This is a genomic window from Polyangiaceae bacterium (genome assembly GCA_020633205.1).
GTDB lineage: Bacteria > Myxococcota_A > Polyangia > Polyangiales > Polyangiaceae > JAHBVY01.
In genome coordinates this window covers 1,002,738-1,018,703 of record JACKEB010000011.1, presented here as the reverse complement: position 1 = coordinate 1,018,703, position 15,966 = coordinate 1,002,738, and the positions used below count along the sequence as shown (strand labels likewise).

Sequence of the window (15,966 nt, the reverse complement as noted above, 5' to 3'; positions counted from 1 at the left end):
GTCCCGTTCGGCCACTCGTTCAGAGTTTGAGCGCTGAAACGCGATGACCGCCGCTCAGGAGGTCGATTAGGACCAGCTCCGCGACGGTCAAGCGGCGAGGAGCAAGAAGTTCGGGTTCCTACTTCAAGCGCTCAACATCTTTGCAGTTGAGCTTCTTCGACTCGCACTTCTCTTTGTAGGCCTCGAGGGCCACCTTCTTGTCGCGCTTCTCGAGCTCCTTGCACAACACGCCAGTGTCCATGCATCCCTGCTTGAGCACGCTGGTGAAGTTCGCGGGATCGAGCTTGGACAGGCGCTCACAGGACTGAGCAAGCACCGCGTGGCCGCCGCGCGTCTCGGCGGCGCTGACCTTCTTGCCCCCGACCCACGCCGTACCCATGCGCAGGCAGTGATCCAGATAGAGGTCCTTCGCCTTCTGCTTGTCGGCTTTCTCCAGGTAGGCGCCGTAGTCAAAGCACATCGGCGCCTCACGACCACCCCAGGCGCCCTTGCGACACGCCGCCTCATACAGCTTCAGCGCTCGCGCCTCATCCTTGGCGAAGCCTTCTTTCCCCGCGGCAAGATTGCTCGCCAGGCGCTGGCACTGCTCACCAGGACACCCCTTTTCGTAGTAGTCCGCGGCCTTGCTCAAGTCCTTGGGCCCGCCGACCCCCTTCTCGTAGAGCGTGCCAAGAGCGGTGCATGCGTCACGCTGCACCCCCTTGTCCCCGTCACACGCGCGCTCGTAGAGCTGTTTGGCGCGGGTGAGGTCTTTCTTCACGCCGTCAGCGTCGCGGTAGTGGTCAGCGGCCAGGGTGCAGGACCACAGGCTCCCGAGGGAGCAGCCTTGCTCCCAGACGCGAACGCCCTTCGGAATATCCCGCTTGACCTCCTTCGGCGCCGGAAGGCGCATGTCCGCCAGCGCCTTGCGGTCGGTGGCGTACATCGAGCCGAGCTGATGGCAGTAGTAGCTCTGCCCGTTGTCACACAGCTTTTGGTACATCGCGAGGCCGCGCTCGACGTCAGCCTTCACACCAACTCCTGCGATCAACAAGCTGCCGTAGCTCGCACACGCGTGGGGCGAGCCAAGCGAGCAACCACGCTCGGTCATCAGCGCGCCCTTGGCTTCGTCCTTCGGCACTGCACGCCCCTCGATGTACCAGCGCCCGGTATTCCAGCACGTGTAGTCGTCCCCGAGGGCACAGGCCTTCTCCAGTAGCGCAAGGCCACCCGCCTGATCGCTGCTCAACTTGGAGAACCCGAGCCGACTGCAGGCGGGAGCGAACCCTGCGTCGCAGGCCTTTTGATAGAGCGCGATGCGCTCCTCGTCCGTCTTCGCGAAGCGCGCCGAACGGAAGCAACTCTCCACGGATCCGTTGGCACACTGGGCCTTGCAGCCGGCTTCGTCCTTTTCGTCGCAGAGCTGGGGAGCACCAGCCTGCACGCTCGGCGCGCATTTGCCCTCGGTGAGGGACCAACCTTCAGGACACGGGTTCTCCACCTTGGTGGGGAGCGCCGGAGCGCCGTTCGCCCAGCTCGGGTCTGGTTCCGCGAGGATTGGCTCGAGCATCAGGCGCACGGTCGCGGCGCATTTGCCCGGAGGCTCACTGGCGCCTGGCTTCGCCGTGCGGCAGTCCTGGAGGTCGCCGTCCTTGTTCTGCATGCTGCGCTTCGTCTCACTCTCCCCCCCTGCCCCCACCGAGAAGAGCTCCGCAGCGGCTCGTACCTTGCCTCGCTCGCCTCGAGCCATGGCGAAAGCCCCGATGTGGGCTGCACGGACGAAGTGAGTCGCGCCGCCGCACTCTCCTTTGAGTTCTGGCTTGGCGGCGTGAGTGCGTAAGCTACCTCTGCGCCCCACCAAGGCGATCGCCAAATCGATGGTGGCGCTACCCTGGAGTTCACCCTCCAGGTTCCCCACGGAAAGAGGCAGGTTAGCCCAGAGCTCCGCCTTGTTCTCGATCTGGATCATGTCCTCTTTGGGCGTGACCCCGGCGAACTGATAGGACCCCTCGAGGCTGCAGCTCTCGAGCACCTTCATGCCGTCGCAGCCGTAGGCCATCACGACGACGCCCTTCTGCATCGCCACCTCGAGGTCGGTGCGGGTACCAGACTTCCAGTCGACGACGAGGGGCTCCACCGTCTTATTCACGTTGCCGCAGGTGGGGCCGGTCGATTTTTCCTCGAGCGCTTCGTTGGCGGTCGGCGCATCAGGCTTGACCGCCTCAGCAGGCTGACTCGCGGCGCTACACCCGAGGAGTCCAAGACATAGAAACAAGCTGGAGTAAGACTCTGAAATACGCATCATCGTCCCCATACGTATCAGCGCTCGAAGCGCGCCAAAGAAAAGCAGCCGCGAACCAACAGGGTTCGCGTCAGTCGAATGACGTCGGAGTGGGTCGATCCGAGTGAGGAATGGAGCTGTAGTCGAGTTCGGCGCCTTCGGGCAGCTCTGACAGACGGCTCGAGAGCTCGGTGTGATAGTCCAAGAGATCCTCGGCAGGCATGTCTCGCAGCTCACGCTCGTCTGCATCGCAGCAGAACGGCGGAAAAACCTGCAGCAAGCGCCCGGGAGCCAAGCGAGGGTTGCTCTGGAGGAACAGCTCTAGCGGATCGGTGCAGAGCATGTCCACCGGGTCCTCCTTTGCCGCCTGGAAAAACTCTGAGAGGCTCATGTCGAGGTGCTCCACTTCGCCCATCTCGGCGAAGAGTTGCACCACCTCGCCATCACGTAGCAGGTACTGATCGCCCACGCAGTCCTCCGCGAAGGGAATGTCCGTCGGCTTTACCTCGGGGTAACGCTCGTGTAGCGCGCCCGTCCCTTTCCATGCCTCTCGCAGCGAGTGCCAGTTCGGCTCGTTGCAAGCACCACGCACGTGCAAACCTCCAGCGAAGGCGATGAAGCCGTTGCGCTCCTTGAGCAAGCGAGCCAGCTCCGCTGGCAGCTCGCGCAGCAACATCGCGTCGCCCCGCTCCTCGTCGTTGTGGGGAGGCCCCTCGAATACGATGCCCTCGAACTCCATCAGTCGCCTTGTTGCTCTGTCTCTATGCCGCGCTCTGATACTGCGCCGCGCTCTCCGCGTTCCATCGGCGCCGCCCGCCGCGCTCGAAAATACTCCGGCAGGCCGTCATAGAAGGCGGCGCTGTCGTTGGCCACGTAGTCCGGAATACCAAGCAACGGGAGCGGGTACAAATCGCGGGTGCGCTGGACGCGCCGCGGGAGCTCGCTCGGCGCCCACTCGTCCACGAAGCATCGTGCGGAAAGCGCAGTTGCGAGCGAGGCTTGAGGCGCGTCGATCAAGAGCGCACGGCCCATGAGCCCGATGTATGGCTCAATCAGCGCGTGCAACAGAGCGTGCCCAACCACCAGAAAGCGCATGTTTTGCAGCAATTCCGCGCGACGTTCGAAGAACAGCTGACGCCAGCGTAACTCGCGCAGGTCGTCGTGCAGGCTTGGATCAGAGCTGAGCACGAGCACCCCACACTCATCCAGCTGAGTTGCGACGTCCCCAAGCGCCGTTCGCTTGCCGGGCTGCTCGCGCCGGGAAAAGTCCTCGAGCTGCAGCTGATGGATGCCGAGTTTCAGCTGTGGGTAGTGGAGCCAGACGAGTGCGTTGAATAGGTCATGCCAGCTCTCTGGACGGCTCGGTACTGCACGCTCGGCGCGGATGAAGAAGTCGTACCCGCCAGCCTGCTTGATCGCCTTCTCGTCTTGCTCCACGAAGCGCATCGAGACCGCCGGCTGTGCGCGCGGTAACTCGGCTGCCCAGGCGGCGACCGGCGGGAACACCTGGTGCCGAGCTAGCGCCCCGAGCACCTCGGGACAAAACTGATCGTACGCTGGGCTGAGCCGCGCGAACTCGGAGCGCCACCCACTCGGCGGCGGTGCCCACGGACCTACCGCTGACGGCTCAGATCTCACGCACCAAGATGAAGTAGTGATCCAGCGCCTTTTCGCCTTTGTACGCGGCGCCGATCGACACGTGGTTCGAGACGCGACGCATGAAGTCTCGAGTCCCATTGAACACGAAGCGTTGGAGGCCCTTCGTGTTCGGAACGACTTCGGGCCAGCTAGGCGGCACCTCACCGTCGGGAACTTGATAGTAGTCCACCACGATCGCGCCACGACTCTTCCATGCGGGCTCCTTCGCGGTGCTGCGCGCTACGAAGTACCCCGGGCCTATCAGCTTGCGTGATGGCGAGTGATTGTAGCCGAACAGCCGCGAGCTGCCGTCCCGAGGTCGGCAGAAGCGCTTCTCGAAAAAACGGTGCTTGGGAGGCAGCGGCAACGTGTTCCGGCCGCGATGGTGCACCGGCTCCACCGCGTTCATCTCTTCGGGGACGAAATGCTCGAGGGTGATCGGCTCAGCCGCTTCCGCGAGGCGATACAGCGAACGCTGACCCTTGCGCCCCAGCTCGAAAGCGGCCTCGAGGCGTTGACTCGACGACGCGCGATTGAGCCACTCCGTGATCTCGGGGAGCTGCGCCCCGGCTTTCAACATCTCACTTAGCTGCATGGCATGTGGACCGGTAGGAGGGACCACCGGGGTCGCGATGCTACGCGGCCTTTACGCCAGACGCGTCGAAAAAGCGCACCCAAAGCCGTTTATCCGGGCTCCCGAGGCATCTGGGACCCCGTCACCTTTTCACGAACGCTCGCGTTGTTCGAGTAGACCCGCGTCACCGCCTCACCCTCAACGCTCGCCATGGGAGGCGCCGCTGCTTACTTGTGAGCATGATGGGGTCGTCTGCGGCGCGGCGACTCGCCGCCCAGGCCGACGCCACCTCAGGCGGACTCTTGCCGTACGGAAAGCGTGGAGAGGCGGACGCTGGTGCCGTCCCAAATGATGCCGAGCGCTTCCGAGCGACCACGTCCAAGCTCACCCATCGCGTAGGACAACGCATGAGCAAAGCTGGTGTCGCGTTTCATCTGCACGATCTTCAACTGCATGCACAGCGCGTCCGCGGAGTTCGCGAGATCCACATCTGTATAGCCGAGTACCTGAGCCTTCGCCGCCGCGAGCCTGAGCTGGTCGAGCAGCTCCTCAGTGGTTTCGCCGGAGAAGGTGAGCGAGACGCTCTTACCGAGTAGTGTCATTGGTTCCCCCTGTCTGGGCAGTATACGCTGTCAAGGCTGCGCGAGCCCGAGCGTTCGCCGAGTTGGCGCGTCCTGCTTCCCGGATTCCTGCTGTACGAGAATCGCTGGGAACCAGAGCACGGTTTACGCGTGGTTAGACGGTGCTCTAGCCTGCCTGATCTTTACGCGCCGCTGGTGCCAATCGAGTGGCAGCCACGCAACCCTTCGCGAGCTGCCTCACTGGGTGCAAGTGATGTACGGCGTCCCGAGCGCTGGGTAACGGTAGATACCCGCGTAACACATCTCGGCAAGGCTGCTATCACCGAAGTAAACCGTTTCCCCACGGTCATTGTAATAGGTGCAGTCGACCTTGACTTGGTCACCGGCCTTCAGCTGAACCAGTGGATCTTGGATGTGGTATTGCTGATCGTCGAACGTGTAGTCCGTGTCGACCATCTGCTGACTTCCAGCGCTGGTTTCAGCGCTCACCTGCATGTGGATCCCGAGCTGGTGCATATGAGGGATCACCGCAAAGACCGTGACGTCGCCGGTCATGGTGCAGTGACCGGTCTGAGTGTTCTCCCCGGTGTCAATGACCAGGCCTTGGTCCTTACCAGCGAGCAGCATCTCCGCCTCGTGCTCGACATCCGCAGGATCGACGCGCCGCACTTCGATCCCGCTACGGCCAGAGAGGCCAGACGGGCTCACGTTGAAGAGATGCAAGTTGAGCAGCAGTTTCTCGCCCTTCTTGAGCTTGACAGCAACTCCCTGCGGAAATTCGAGAGGTGTCGTTCCGACGCCTGAACCGTAGATCATCACCGGCCCGTTCGTGCCGGCGTCACAGGGGTAGATGCCGTCTGCCTGACTACCGGTTTCGCGACTCAACACCGTGTGGTGCGTGCCGTTTGGGGCAATCGGGCGAAACCCAGCTACGTACATATCTTCGGGCACGGTGTAGACCACACAGCGGTAGCCTTCTTCAGCCGCTGGGAGCTCCCAGTCACCGGTCATGAGCTCCGTCCACTCGCCGCTGGTAGCGCCGCTCCCACCGTTGCCTCCAGTGCTCCCGGCGGTGCCACCGGTCGCGGAGCCCCCTTGACCGGAGCCCGCTGCGCCGCCCTGCGCCGAGCCTCCTTGAGCTGACCCGCCTTGTCCCGAGCCACCGCTCGATCCGGTTTCTGAGCCAGAGTCCCCGCACCCCAATACCGCTAGGCTCAAGAGCACCGCGGTCCCACCCAACCAGATCCTGCGCATGGCGCGATCATGTCCGGTTTCGCGACCGGGCGCACTGGGGTTTGGCACCGCAGAGGCGCTTTCAACACCGCACCCCAGTCTCGTTTGCAACGGCCAAAAGCATCCGCTGCGCACGCGCTCAGTAGGGAGGCTGCACACCCAACCGGTAACTAAGGCTTTATTTCCGCGCATTTAGTCGACGCCCATCGACCATAACTGCCACCCAGAGATAATTTACTAGCCTCAACAATTGGGATCGGTAAGCTGCCAGCCCTGACCGATGAACCCCCCGAGCAACAAGAGCCAACACTCCCTCCGGGAGGACTCGAACCCCGAGCGTGGTGCGCCGGATCTGGAGCTCGTCAAAACCGCAACCGAGTCGGCTGACCCTCGCCTCGCACAAATCCACGCGGCAATACATACCTTGCAGCGCTTGACGGAGGTGTTCCAACGTCGACGGGAGCAGCTCGCGAGCAGCGTTGGCATCACGGAGCGCGAGTGGCGGGTGCTCGATGGAATCTCTACGGAGGACTTCATGCCGAGCATGTTCGCGAGGCGGCGTGAATCGACGCCCGCCGCCGTCTCGAAGATCTTGCGCCAGCTGATCGACAAAGGCCTCGTCAGCGTGACGGTGTCGAAGGCTGATGGCCGGCAACGCGACTACGCACTGACCCCCAAGGGCAAGCGAACGATGCTGCGCCTGCGCAAGCAACGCGAGCGGGCGGTGCAAGACGTGTGGCTCGCCCTGGACGATGCTCAGCTAGCGACGTTCACGACGTTTGGATTCGACCTCGCCGCGCGCCTCGAAGAGTACGCTGGGTTGGGGGATCAGGTATCTCGGCCAGTGGCGACGGAGCTCGGTGAGTTCAAGGACTAACAATGGGAAAAACCCTGTACGAAAAGGTCTTCGACCTGCACACAGTGCGCCGCCTCCCGAGCGGCCAGTACCAGCTCTTCATTGGGCTGCACTTGATCCACGAGGTAACGACGCCCCAGGCTTTCGCGATGCTCGAGGAGCGCGGGCTCAGCGTGGCGTATCCAGCGCGTACCTTCGCGACGGTCGACCACATCATCCCGACCCATAGCCTGCTCAGGCCGTTCAAGGACACTCAAGCCGAGGCGATGCTGAGCGCCTTAGAACTGAACGTGAAGCAACATGGGATCCGCTTCTACTCGCAAGAGCGGCTAGAGAACGGCATCGTGCACGTGCTGGGACCGGAGCGCGGGCTGACTCAACCGGGGATGACGATCTGTTGCGGCGACTCCCACACCTCGACGCATGGGGCCTTCGGTGCGCTGGCATTTGGCATCGGCACCTCCCAGGTACGTGACGTGTTGGCAACGCAGACCCTTGCGGTGAGCAAGCTGAAGGTGCGTCGCGTGGAGGTAAACGGAAAGCTCGGCCAGGGTGTCTACGCCAAAGACGTCGCGCTGTTCATCATCAACCGCCTCGGGGTCCAGGGCGGGGTGGGCTACGCGTACGAGTTCGCCGGAGAGGTCTTCGATGCATTCAGCATGGAAGAGCGCATGACGGTCTGCAACATGAGCATCGAAGGCGGCGCTCGCGTTGGCTACGTAAATCCCGATCAGACGACCTATGACTACTTGCAGGGCCGGCCATCGTCTCCGCAGGGCAATGCTTGGGAAAAGGCAGTGGCGTACTGGGATAGCATCAAGAGCGATGCAGACGCTCAGTACGATGACGTAGTGCGCTTCGACGCCGCGGAGATCGAGCCCGTCGTCACCTGGGGTATCACCCCTGGGCAATCCGTCGGCGTCAGCGGTTCCATTCCGAACCTCGAGGCGTTTCCCGAAACGGAGCGCGGAAACGTATCCCAAGCTTACGACTACATGAAGCTCGCAGCGGGGCAACCCATCGCCGGTCTGCAGATCGACGTGGCGTTCATTGGCTCGTGCACCAACGCGCGTATCAGCGACTTTCAGGTGGTTGCCGAGTTGATCGAGGCTCGGCGTAGCGCGGGCCAGCCAGTGCGCGTCGCGCCCAATGTGCGGGCGTTGGCGGTGCCGGGCTCCCAAGAGGTGAAGGCGGAAATCAGTCGGCGCGGATACGACCGCATCCTCAAACAGGCGGGTTTCGAGTTGCGCGAGCCTGGTTGCTCGATGTGCCTAGCGATGAACCCAGACCGCCTCCACGGTGACGAGATCTGCGCGTCGTCTTCCAATCGAAACTTCAAAGGCCGCCAAGGATCACCCGACGGTCGCACCCTGTTGATGTCGCCAGCCATGGTCGCCGCCGCAGCTTTCGCTGGTGAGGTCACCGACGTCCGCAGCTTGCTGGGAGCAAAGGCATGAGTGGGAGCATGAAACGCGCTGAGTTTCGCGGCACCGCGTTGCCGCTGCCAGGCAACGACATCGACACGGATCGAATCATCCCGGCGCGCTTCTTGAAGAGCATCGTCTTCGATGGATTGGGCGAGCACGTTTTCGCGGACGATCGCGCAGCGCTCGACCGCCAGGGCAAGCGTCACCCTTTCGACGAGCCGGCATACAAGGGCGCCACGGTGCTACTGGTGGGCGACAACTTCGGCTGCGGGTCGTCGCGTGAGCATGCGCCGCAGGCCATTCATCGCTTCGGTATCCAAGCCATCGTGGGAGAGAGCTTCGCAGAGATCTTCTTCGGCAACTGCATTTCCGTGGGGATGCCGTGCGCGACTGCGGCACCGGCAGACCTGGCAGAGGCGATGCGACGTGTAAGCGCGGATCCGAAGCTGATGTTGCACCTCGACCTCGAGCACCAGCGGCTGCGAGTTGGTGACTTCGAAGTCACCGTTCAGATCCCCGAAGGTCCCCGTAAAGCCTTCATCGAAGGCACCTGGGACAGCACCGCGGAGCTCCTCGAGGGCGCGACCCAGGTGGCCGAAGTCGCCGCCGGGCTACCCTACGTGAACGACTGGCAGGGGCACTGAACACCAACGAACAGCAAAAGCGACAGCTCCCTGAACTGCGGCATGCAATGTCAGAAACGCGGTCGTCAACAACGGCAGTCGGGCGCGCCAGGATCAGCACGGGGGAGATTCAGCACAGGTTGTGTGGAGTGATGGAGGAGGCTCGGCCGAATGCTTGACGGGCGAGCGAGCAAAGGAGCAAAGGCACGGACGACACCCATGATGCGAGATGCGGTTTCACTCACGGCGGTTCCCAAACCAACAGCGGCACCGATGTGTGCAAAACGCGCTTCACGTTTCCGCTTGAAGCGACCCATGACGCGCCGCATACTCGGCTCCTGTCATCGCGCGGTCGCGGTGACCTGGAACGAGAGAGATGAGCAGCCCACTCGCACCACTTACGACCTGTGCACGAGGTACTGGGGAGAGCCCAGTAAGCGTCGTGCCTGCTGCTCGGACCGAGCTGAATCATCGTTAACCCACGGTGACTCCCCTCGGCCGAACGGAGGCCGACGTAGGAGGAACCGATGGACGATGTAGTTCGAATCTTCGACACGACGCTGCGCGACGGTGAGCAATCGCCGGGCTACGGCATGACGGCGGAGCAAAAGCTGACCCTCGCCCGGCAGCTCGATGAGCTCGGCGTCGACGTGATTGAAGCCGGCTTCCCCGCGGCAAGCCCAGAGGATTTGGAGGGGGTGAGGCAAATCGCTCGCGCGGTGAAAGGCGCCACCATCGCGACGCTCGCCCGGTGCAACGACGGAGACATCGAAGCCTGTGTTCGCGGCCTCGAGCCCGCCGACAAGCCCCGCTTGCACCTGTTCTTCGGCACCAGTCAGCTGCACTTGGACGCGAAGACTGGCCTGAACAAGCAGGACGCTCTGGACCTGATCGTGCGCTCCGTGCGCCTTGGCAAGAAGCTCTTCCCCGAGGTGGAATTCAGCCCAGAAGACGCGACGCGCACCGACAAGGACTTCCTGGTGGAGGTCGTCCAGGCGGTAGTCGACGAGGGCGTCGACGTCGTGAACATCCCTGACACCGTGGGCTACACGGTGCCCGACGAGTACTTCAAGCGCATCCGCCTGTTGAAGGAGAACGTCCGCAACATCGACGACGTGATCATCTCCACCCACTGTCATAACGACCTGGGGCTGGCGGTCGCGAACTCCCTGGCGGCTATCCAAGCGGGGGCGCGCCAGGTGGAGTGCACGATCAACGGCATCGGCGAGCGAGCGGGCAACGCCTCCCTCGAGGAGATCGTAACCGCCCTACGTATCCGCGGGGATGCACTACCGTACACAACAAACGTCAATCACGAGAAAATCTTCGAGACCAGTCAGCTGCTGAGCGCGCTGACGGGTGTCGGCGCTCAGCCCAATAAGGCCATCGTGGGACGCAACGCGTTCGCCCACGAGTCTGGCGTGCACCAGCAAGGCTGGCTGAAGGATCGCCGCACCTACGAGATCATGACCCCGGAGTCCGTCGGGGCTCCCCCGGCGCAGCTCGTGCTGGGGCGTCACTCGGGGCGCCGCGCGCTCGCCGCGCGCTTGACGGAGCTCGGCCACCCCATGACGGGTGCGCAGCTGAACCACGTCTACGACAACTTCCTCAAGGCCTGTGAGGTGGGTAAGGCGCTGGACGACGACGAGCTGATCCAGCTGGCACTCGACAACCGTCCGCCGCCAGAGCCGCCCTACACCATCAACCTGGTGCAGGCGTCAGCCGGTAGCGTGAAGCCCGCCACGGCCACGGTTCAGCTGACTCGCGACGGACGCACCTTCGCCGCGTGCGCTCTGGGGGATGGCCCCGTGGAGGCGGCGTACAGCGCAGTCGACACCATCACTGGCTACGCCGGCAAGGTGGTGGAGTACGAGCTCCGCGCGGTCGGCACCGGGCGCGAAACCGAAGGCGAAGTTTCCGTGCGGGTACAAATCGCGGAGAAGACCTTCAGCGGGCGCGCCGTCGACACGGACATCGTCGCCGCGTCGGTGAAGGCGTACCTCTCAGCGGTGAACAAGGCCCTGGCCCTGCGGGAGGCGATCAAGCCACCCCAGGTCGCCGTCGCCGAGAAGGCTCCGCAAATCATCAGCCAGTAGTCCCACCAACCATAAGCGCCGAAGCCGACGCCGAAATCACAGCGCCAGAGTCGTTCATGAGTAGTCAAAGCCCACATCCCGATGAGAGCCTGCGCGTCGTCTCCCTGCCAGGAGACGGCGTCGGTCCCGAGGTCACCCGCGCAGCGGTCCAGGTTCTGGAAGCTTGTGCAAAAGCCGCGGGACGGAAGCTTGAGATGATCGAGCTGCCGATCGGCGGCGCCGCTTACGACTCCGACGGCGATCCGCTCCCCGAGCGCACCGAGAGCGCGTGCAAGCGAGCACACGCGGTGCTGCTCGGGGCGGTTGGAGGCCCGCAGTACGACGGCCTCACCCCCGACAAACGGCCTGAAAAAGGCTTGCTCCGCCTGCGCAAGGCGCTCGGCGTGTTCGCCAACCTGCGCCCTGTAAAGATCTACCCAAGCCTCGTCGACCGCGCGCCCATCAAGGCTGAGTATCTGCGCGGAACCGACATGGTCGTGGTGCGGGAGCTGCTCGGCGGCATCTACTTCGGTGAGCCCCGGGGCTGGGATCGCGAAACGGGCAAAGCCTTCAACACCATGATCTACAGCGAGTCCGAGGTGATCCGCGTGGCGCGTATCGCCTTTGAGCTGGCGCGCGCCCGTGGGGAAGCCGGCGGAAAGAAGCACGTCACCAGCGTCGACAAAGCGAACGTGCTCGAGGTCTCGCGCTTGTGGCGTGAGGTTGTCAGCGAGCTGCAGAAGAGCGACTACCCCGACGTCGAGCTGGCGCATCAGTACGTCGACTCCGCCGCAATGGACCTGATCAAGAACCCGGGCCGCTTCGACGTCGTCGTCACGGGCAATATGTTCGGCGACATCCTCACGGATGAAGCCGCGGTGCTGTCGGGATCCATTGGGCTCTTGCCCAGCGCGAGCCTTGGCGATGGGCCTGGCCTCTACGAGCCAATTCACGGCTCGGCGCCGGACATCGCCGGGAAGGGCATCGCCAACCCCATCGGCACCATCGCCTCCGTTGCCTCCATGCTCCAGAGCAGCCTCGGGCTGCCGGAGCAAGCGAAGCGCGTCGAGGCGGCCATCGATTCAGTGCTCCAGGCTGGCCACTACACGGCCGACCTGGGCGGTGATATTACCACGCAGAAAATGGGAGACCTGATATGTCAAGCGCTCGAGGCACAGTGAGCCAAGGAAGCGCCGCGCGCCACAGTAGTCGCCCGCCGTCTTCGCCGAAATCGTCGAAGGGCAATGGCAACAATGGCAGCGCCGCTGAAGCAGCCGAAGCCGTGGTCGATGCACCCGTAATGCGGGGTGCAAAGATCCTGGTAGAGAGCCTCTTGGCAGAGGGTGTAGACACCATTTTCGGCTACCCCGGTGGCGCGATCCTGCACGTCTACGACGAGCTTCACCTCGCTGAGGGCCGACTGCGCCACGTCCTCGTGCGCCACGAACAGGGCGCGATTCACGCGGCGGAAGGATTCGCGCAGTCCACTGGGCGAGTCGGCGTGTGCTTGGTGACCAGCGGTCCTGGCGCCACGAACGTCATCACTGGCCTCGCCAACGCGATGATGGACTCCACGCCGCTCGTGGTGATCAGCGGTCAGGTGCCCACTTCGATGATCGGCAACGACGCCTTCCAGGAGGCGGACATCGTCGGCATCACGCGTCCTTGCACCAAGTACAACTACCTGGTGCGGGACGTCTCCGAGCTCGCCGGCATCATCAAGGAGGCGTTCTACCTCGCACGTAGCGGCCGCCCGGGGCCGGTGCTGATCGACCTGCCGAAGGACGTCACCGCGGCGGAGTTCCCCTTCGTTTACCCGGACTCCGTTGACCTGCCTTCGTACAAGCCGACGGTGAAGGGCCACCCGATGCAGGTGAAGCGCGCCGTCGAGATGATGCGCGAGTCCGAGCGCAGCGTGCTCTACATCGGTGGCGGCGTGGTCAACGCCAACGCCCACGAAGAAATCTTGCAGCTGGCGGAGCGCCTGAACCTGCCGGTAACGCCCACGCTGATGGGCCTCGGTGCGTTTCCTTACGGACACAAGCAGTGCCTCGGCATGCTCGGCATGCACGGCACTTACACCGCCAACATGGCGATGGCAGAAGCCGAGCTGATCGTGAACATCGGAGCCCGCTTCGATGACCGCGTGACGGGGCGCCTGGACTGCTTCGCGAAGAAGGCGAAGATCATCCACGTCGACATCGACCCGACCAGCCTGAACAAGAACGTAAAATGTGACGTGCCCATCGTGGGCGACGCCAAGACGGTGACTCAGCAGTTCCTGGAAGAGCTAGACGCAAACCCGGGGGACGCACCGCCCCGCACGAACTGGTGGGCGACCTTGGACGAGTGGCGTACGAAGCACCCGCTCAAGTACAAGAACCGCGAGGACTCCATCATGCCGCAACGCCTGATGGAGGAAATCGCTGACATCACCCAGGGCGAAGACATCTGCGCGACCGACGTCGGCCAGCACCAGATGTGGGCCGCTCAGTACTACCCAGCGAAGAGCGGTCGCTCCTGGCTCACTTCGGGCGGCCTCGGCACCATGGGCTATGGTCTCCCCGCGGCAATGGGCGCGGCGCTCGCCAACCCAGATCGCCGCGTCATCTGCATCACCGGTGACGGCTCGATCCAGATGTGCATCCAGGAGCTCGCGACCTGCGTTCACGAAGGCCTGGACGTGAAGATCATCATCTTCAACAACAACTACCTCGGCATGGTGCGCCAGTGGCAGGCGCTGTTCTACAGCCGCCGCTACTCATCCGTCGGCATGAAGTACTTCCCCGACTTCGTGAAGCTGGCTGAGGCTTACGGCGCTACCGGTCTCCGCGCGGAACATCCGAGCGAGCTCCGCAAGGTGCTCGAGGAAGGCCTGAACACCAAAGGCACGGTGATCATGGACATCATCGTCGAGAAGGAAGCCAACGTTTACCCGATGATCCCCGCTGGCGCGGCGCACTACGAAATCGTGCTCGAGCCCGACGACAAGGATCACGACACCCGGGAGCTAGCATGAGCGCCGAACGTCACGTCCTGAGCATCTTGGTCGAGAACCGCTTCGGCGAGCTGGCGCGCATCGTTGGTTTGTTCAGCGGTCGCGGCTTCAACATCGATAAAATCACGGCCAGCCCCACCCTGGATCCGCGTTACTCCCGCGTGATCCTGGTGACTCGCGGGGATGACGCGATCATCGAGCAAATCACCAAGCAGGTGCATAAGCTCATTCGCGTGCGGCGCGTGCACCACGTCGTCGAAGGCAAGCACGTCGAGCGCGAGCTCTGCTTGGCGACGGTGAACGTACCGAACGCCAAGAGCCGTGAAGATCTCGAGCGCATCATCAAGCTCGTCGGCGCGCGCGTCATCGCCTACGCCCCCACTGCCTTCACGCTGGAGGTCACCGCCTCGAGCGCCGAGGTAGACAACTTCATCGAGCTGCTCCGGCCGCTGGGGATCCGCGACATGGTGCGCTCCGCGCCCATCGCCCTCCAACGTCCCCTCAGCGAAACCGAAGCGCCGTCGAGCAGCTCAGCCGCCTGACGCCGCGATCCTCATAGACATCTAATCCGCGCGGAGATGCGCGGCAGCAAATCTCGGAGAACACACATGAAAGCTTTGTACGATGCCGACGCGAACCAGGGCCTGATCAAAGGCAAGAAGGTCGCCATCATCGGCTATGGCAGTCAGGGCCACGCCCACGCATTGAACCTCAAGGACAGCGGCGTGGACGTGCGAGTCGGCCTGCGCGACGGCAGCAGCTCCAAAGCGCGAGCCGAAGCCGAAGGGCTCACCGTCGTGAGCCCGAAGGAGGCCGCGAAGTGGGGCGACGTGGTGATGATGTTGGTGCCTGACGAGTTGGCCCCCGACATCTACAAGGAAGAGATCGCCCCCGGCCTCGAGGCGGGGAACTACTTCGCGGTGGCTCATGGCTTTGGCGTGCACTTTGACTACATCGCGCCGCCTGAAGGCGTGGGCGTGTTCCTGGTCGCTCCCAAGGCTCCCGGTCACACCGTGCGTCGCGAGTACGCGAATGGCCGCGGCGTGCCGATGCTGATCGCGATCCATCACGACGCGAGCGGCGACACCAAAGACGTCGCGCTGTCGTACGCGTCGGCGATTGGCGGCGGCCGCGCCGGCATCTTGGAGACCAGCTTCAAGGAAGAGACCGAGACGGACCTCTTTGGCGAGCAGGCGGTGTTGTGTGGCGGCCTCACGGCGCTGATTCAGGCCGGCTTCGAGACGCTGACTGAAGCGGGCTACGCGCCAGAGATGGCCTACTTCGAGTGCCTACACGAGCTGAAGCTGATCATCGACCTGATCTACGAGGGTGGCATCGGCAACATGCGCTACTCCGTGAGCAACACGGCGGAGTACGGCGACCTCACCCGTGGCCCGCGGGTCGTGACGGCTGACACCAAGGCGACCATGAAGCAAATCCTCAAGGAAATTCAGACGAAGCAGTTCGCTGAGGAATGGATCTCCGAGCACAAGGCGGGCAAGCCGAACTTCAAGCGCCTGGAGGCCGCCGGTGCCGAGCACCCCATCGAGGGCGTCGGCAAGAAGCTGCGCGGGATGATGCCCTGGATGAAGGAGAACCAAGCCGTCAAGGAGCGCGCCTCCGAGAACTGATCGCTCCCTCAGAATCCGATGCGCGCGCGCGTCGCCATCAGGCCGCCACGTCACCCGACGAGGCGGCCTG

Annotated in this window: 14 protein-coding genes; 8 read left to right on the top strand and 6 right to left on the bottom strand. The window is 63.5% G+C overall.

Going from position 1 to position 15,966, the window contains the following annotated elements; genetic code table 11:
* Window positions 1–118: 118 nt before the first annotated feature.
* The 6 genes from H6718_11025 to H6718_11000 all read right to left on the bottom strand — a co-directional run bounded on the left by H6718_11025 (window position 119) and on the right by H6718_11000 (window position 6,307).
* On the bottom strand, window positions 119–2,284 hold the full coding sequence (locus tag H6718_11025; protein ID MCB9585921.1) for a sel1 repeat family protein: 2,166 nt from the start codon (window positions 2,282–2,284) through the stop codon (window positions 119–121).
* 67 nt (window positions 2,285–2,351) lie between these two features.
* Window positions 2,352–2,999 carry a hypothetical protein gene (locus H6718_11020; GenBank protein ID MCB9585920.1) on the bottom strand — a complete coding sequence of 216 codons (648 nt, stop codon included), beginning with the start codon at window positions 2,997–2,999 and terminating at the stop codon, window positions 2,352–2,354.
* Window positions 2,999–3,898, bottom strand: coding sequence for a DUF3025 domain-containing protein (locus H6718_11015; protein MCB9585919.1), 900 nt, complete (start codon window positions 3,896–3,898; stop codon window positions 2,999–3,001). Before H6718_11015 ends, H6718_11020 begins: the two co-directional genes overlap by 1 nt.
* A complete protein-coding gene (locus H6718_11010) occupies window positions 3,888–4,493 on the bottom strand; it encodes a hypothetical protein (GenBank protein MCB9585918.1) in 606 nt (201 codons plus the stop codon). Before H6718_11010 ends, H6718_11015 begins: the two co-directional genes overlap by 11 nt.
* A 269-nt stretch (window positions 4,494–4,762) precedes the next feature.
* A complete protein-coding gene (locus H6718_11005) occupies window positions 4,763–5,074 on the bottom strand; it encodes a hypothetical protein (protein MCB9585917.1) in 312 nt (103 codons plus the stop codon).
* A 216-nt stretch (window positions 5,075–5,290) separates the two neighbouring features.
* Window positions 5,291–6,307: a hypothetical protein gene (locus H6718_11000; GenBank protein ID MCB9585916.1), complete on the bottom strand. Its 1,017-nt coding sequence runs from the start codon at window positions 6,305–6,307 to the stop codon at window positions 5,291–5,293.
* Window positions 6,308–6,566: 259 nt separating this feature from the next.
* On the opposite strand from H6718_11000, the gene H6718_10995 reads away from it, so the two are divergent.
* From H6718_10995 to ilvC, 8 genes are all read left to right on the top strand, one after another.
* Entirely contained in the window at window positions 6,567–7,163 is a 597-nt protein-coding gene (locus H6718_10995) for a MarR family transcriptional regulator (protein MCB9585915.1), read from the top strand.
* A gap of 2 nt (window positions 7,164–7,165) precedes the next feature.
* Window positions 7,166–8,599: a 3-isopropylmalate dehydratase large subunit gene (gene leuC / locus H6718_10990; protein MCB9585914.1), complete on the top strand. Its 1,434-nt coding sequence runs from the start codon at window positions 7,166–7,168 to the stop codon at window positions 8,597–8,599.
* Window positions 8,596–9,213, top strand: coding sequence for a 3-isopropylmalate dehydratase small subunit (gene leuD, locus H6718_10985; GenBank protein ID MCB9585913.1), 618 nt, complete (start codon window positions 8,596–8,598; stop codon window positions 9,211–9,213). Before leuC ends, leuD begins: the two co-directional genes overlap by 4 nt.
* Window positions 9,214–9,719: 506 nt before the next feature.
* Window positions 9,720–11,288: a 2-isopropylmalate synthase gene (locus H6718_10980; GenBank protein ID MCB9585912.1), complete on the top strand. Its 1,569-nt coding sequence runs from the start codon at window positions 9,720–9,722 to the stop codon at window positions 11,286–11,288.
* Window positions 11,289–11,344: 56 nt separating this feature from the next.
* A complete protein-coding gene (gene leuB / locus H6718_10975) occupies window positions 11,345–12,448 on the top strand; it encodes a 3-isopropylmalate dehydrogenase (protein MCB9585911.1) in 1,104 nt (367 codons plus the stop codon).
* A 119-nt stretch (window positions 12,449–12,567) separates the two neighbouring features.
* Window positions 12,568–14,286 (top strand): biosynthetic-type acetolactate synthase large subunit, encoded by a 1,719-nt coding sequence (gene ilvB / locus H6718_10970; GenBank protein ID MCB9585910.1) that lies wholly within the window; start codon window positions 12,568–12,570, stop codon window positions 14,284–14,286.
* A complete protein-coding gene (ilvN, locus tag H6718_10965) occupies window positions 14,283–14,807 on the top strand; it encodes an acetolactate synthase small subunit (GenBank protein MCB9585909.1) in 525 nt (174 codons plus the stop codon). The genes ilvB and ilvN overlap by 4 nt, the downstream gene beginning before the upstream one ends.
* A 66-nt stretch (window positions 14,808–14,873) precedes the next feature.
* The gene (ilvC, locus tag H6718_10960) at window positions 14,874–15,896 is read left to right on the top strand and encodes a ketol-acid reductoisomerase (protein ID MCB9585908.1); all 1,023 of its coding nucleotides are present in this window, start codon (window positions 14,874–14,876) and stop codon (window positions 15,894–15,896) included.
* The last annotated feature ends 70 nt before the right edge of the window (window positions 15,897–15,966 follow it).

Coding starts and splice junctions, on each gene's coding strand:
- ilvC (MCB9585908.1), top strand. CDS start 14,874: ATGAAAGCTTTGTACGATGCCGACGCGAACCAGGGCCTGATCAAAGGC.
- H6718_11020 (MCB9585920.1), bottom strand. CDS start 2,999: ATGGAGTTCGAGGGCATCGTATTCGAGGGGCCTCCCCACAACGACGAG.
- H6718_11010 (MCB9585918.1), bottom strand. CDS start 4,493: ATGCAGCTAAGTGAGATGTTGAAAGCCGGGGCGCAGCTCCCCGAGATC.
- leuD (MCB9585913.1), top strand. CDS start 8,596: ATGAGTGGGAGCATGAAACGCGCTGAGTTTCGCGGCACCGCGTTGCCG.
- leuC (MCB9585914.1), top strand. CDS start 7,166: ATGGGAAAAACCCTGTACGAAAAGGTCTTCGACCTGCACACAGTGCGC.
- H6718_11025 (MCB9585921.1), bottom strand. CDS start 2,284: ATGATGCGTATTTCAGAGTCTTACTCCAGCTTGTTTCTATGTCTTGGA.
- H6718_11000 (MCB9585916.1), bottom strand. CDS start 6,307: ATGCGCAGGATCTGGTTGGGTGGGACCGCGGTGCTCTTGAGCCTAGCG.
- H6718_10980 (MCB9585912.1), top strand. CDS start 9,720: ATGGACGATGTAGTTCGAATCTTCGACACGACGCTGCGCGACGGTGAG.
- ilvN (MCB9585909.1), top strand. CDS start 14,283: ATGAGCGCCGAACGTCACGTCCTGAGCATCTTGGTCGAGAACCGCTTC.
- leuB (MCB9585911.1), top strand. CDS start 11,345: ATGAGTAGTCAAAGCCCACATCCCGATGAGAGCCTGCGCGTCGTCTCC.
- H6718_10995 (MCB9585915.1), top strand. CDS start 6,567: ATGAACCCCCCGAGCAACAAGAGCCAACACTCCCTCCGGGAGGACTCG.
- H6718_11005 (MCB9585917.1), bottom strand. CDS start 5,074: ATGACACTACTCGGTAAGAGCGTCTCGCTCACCTTCTCCGGCGAAACC.
- ilvB (MCB9585910.1), top strand. CDS start 12,568: ATGCGGGGTGCAAAGATCCTGGTAGAGAGCCTCTTGGCAGAGGGTGTA.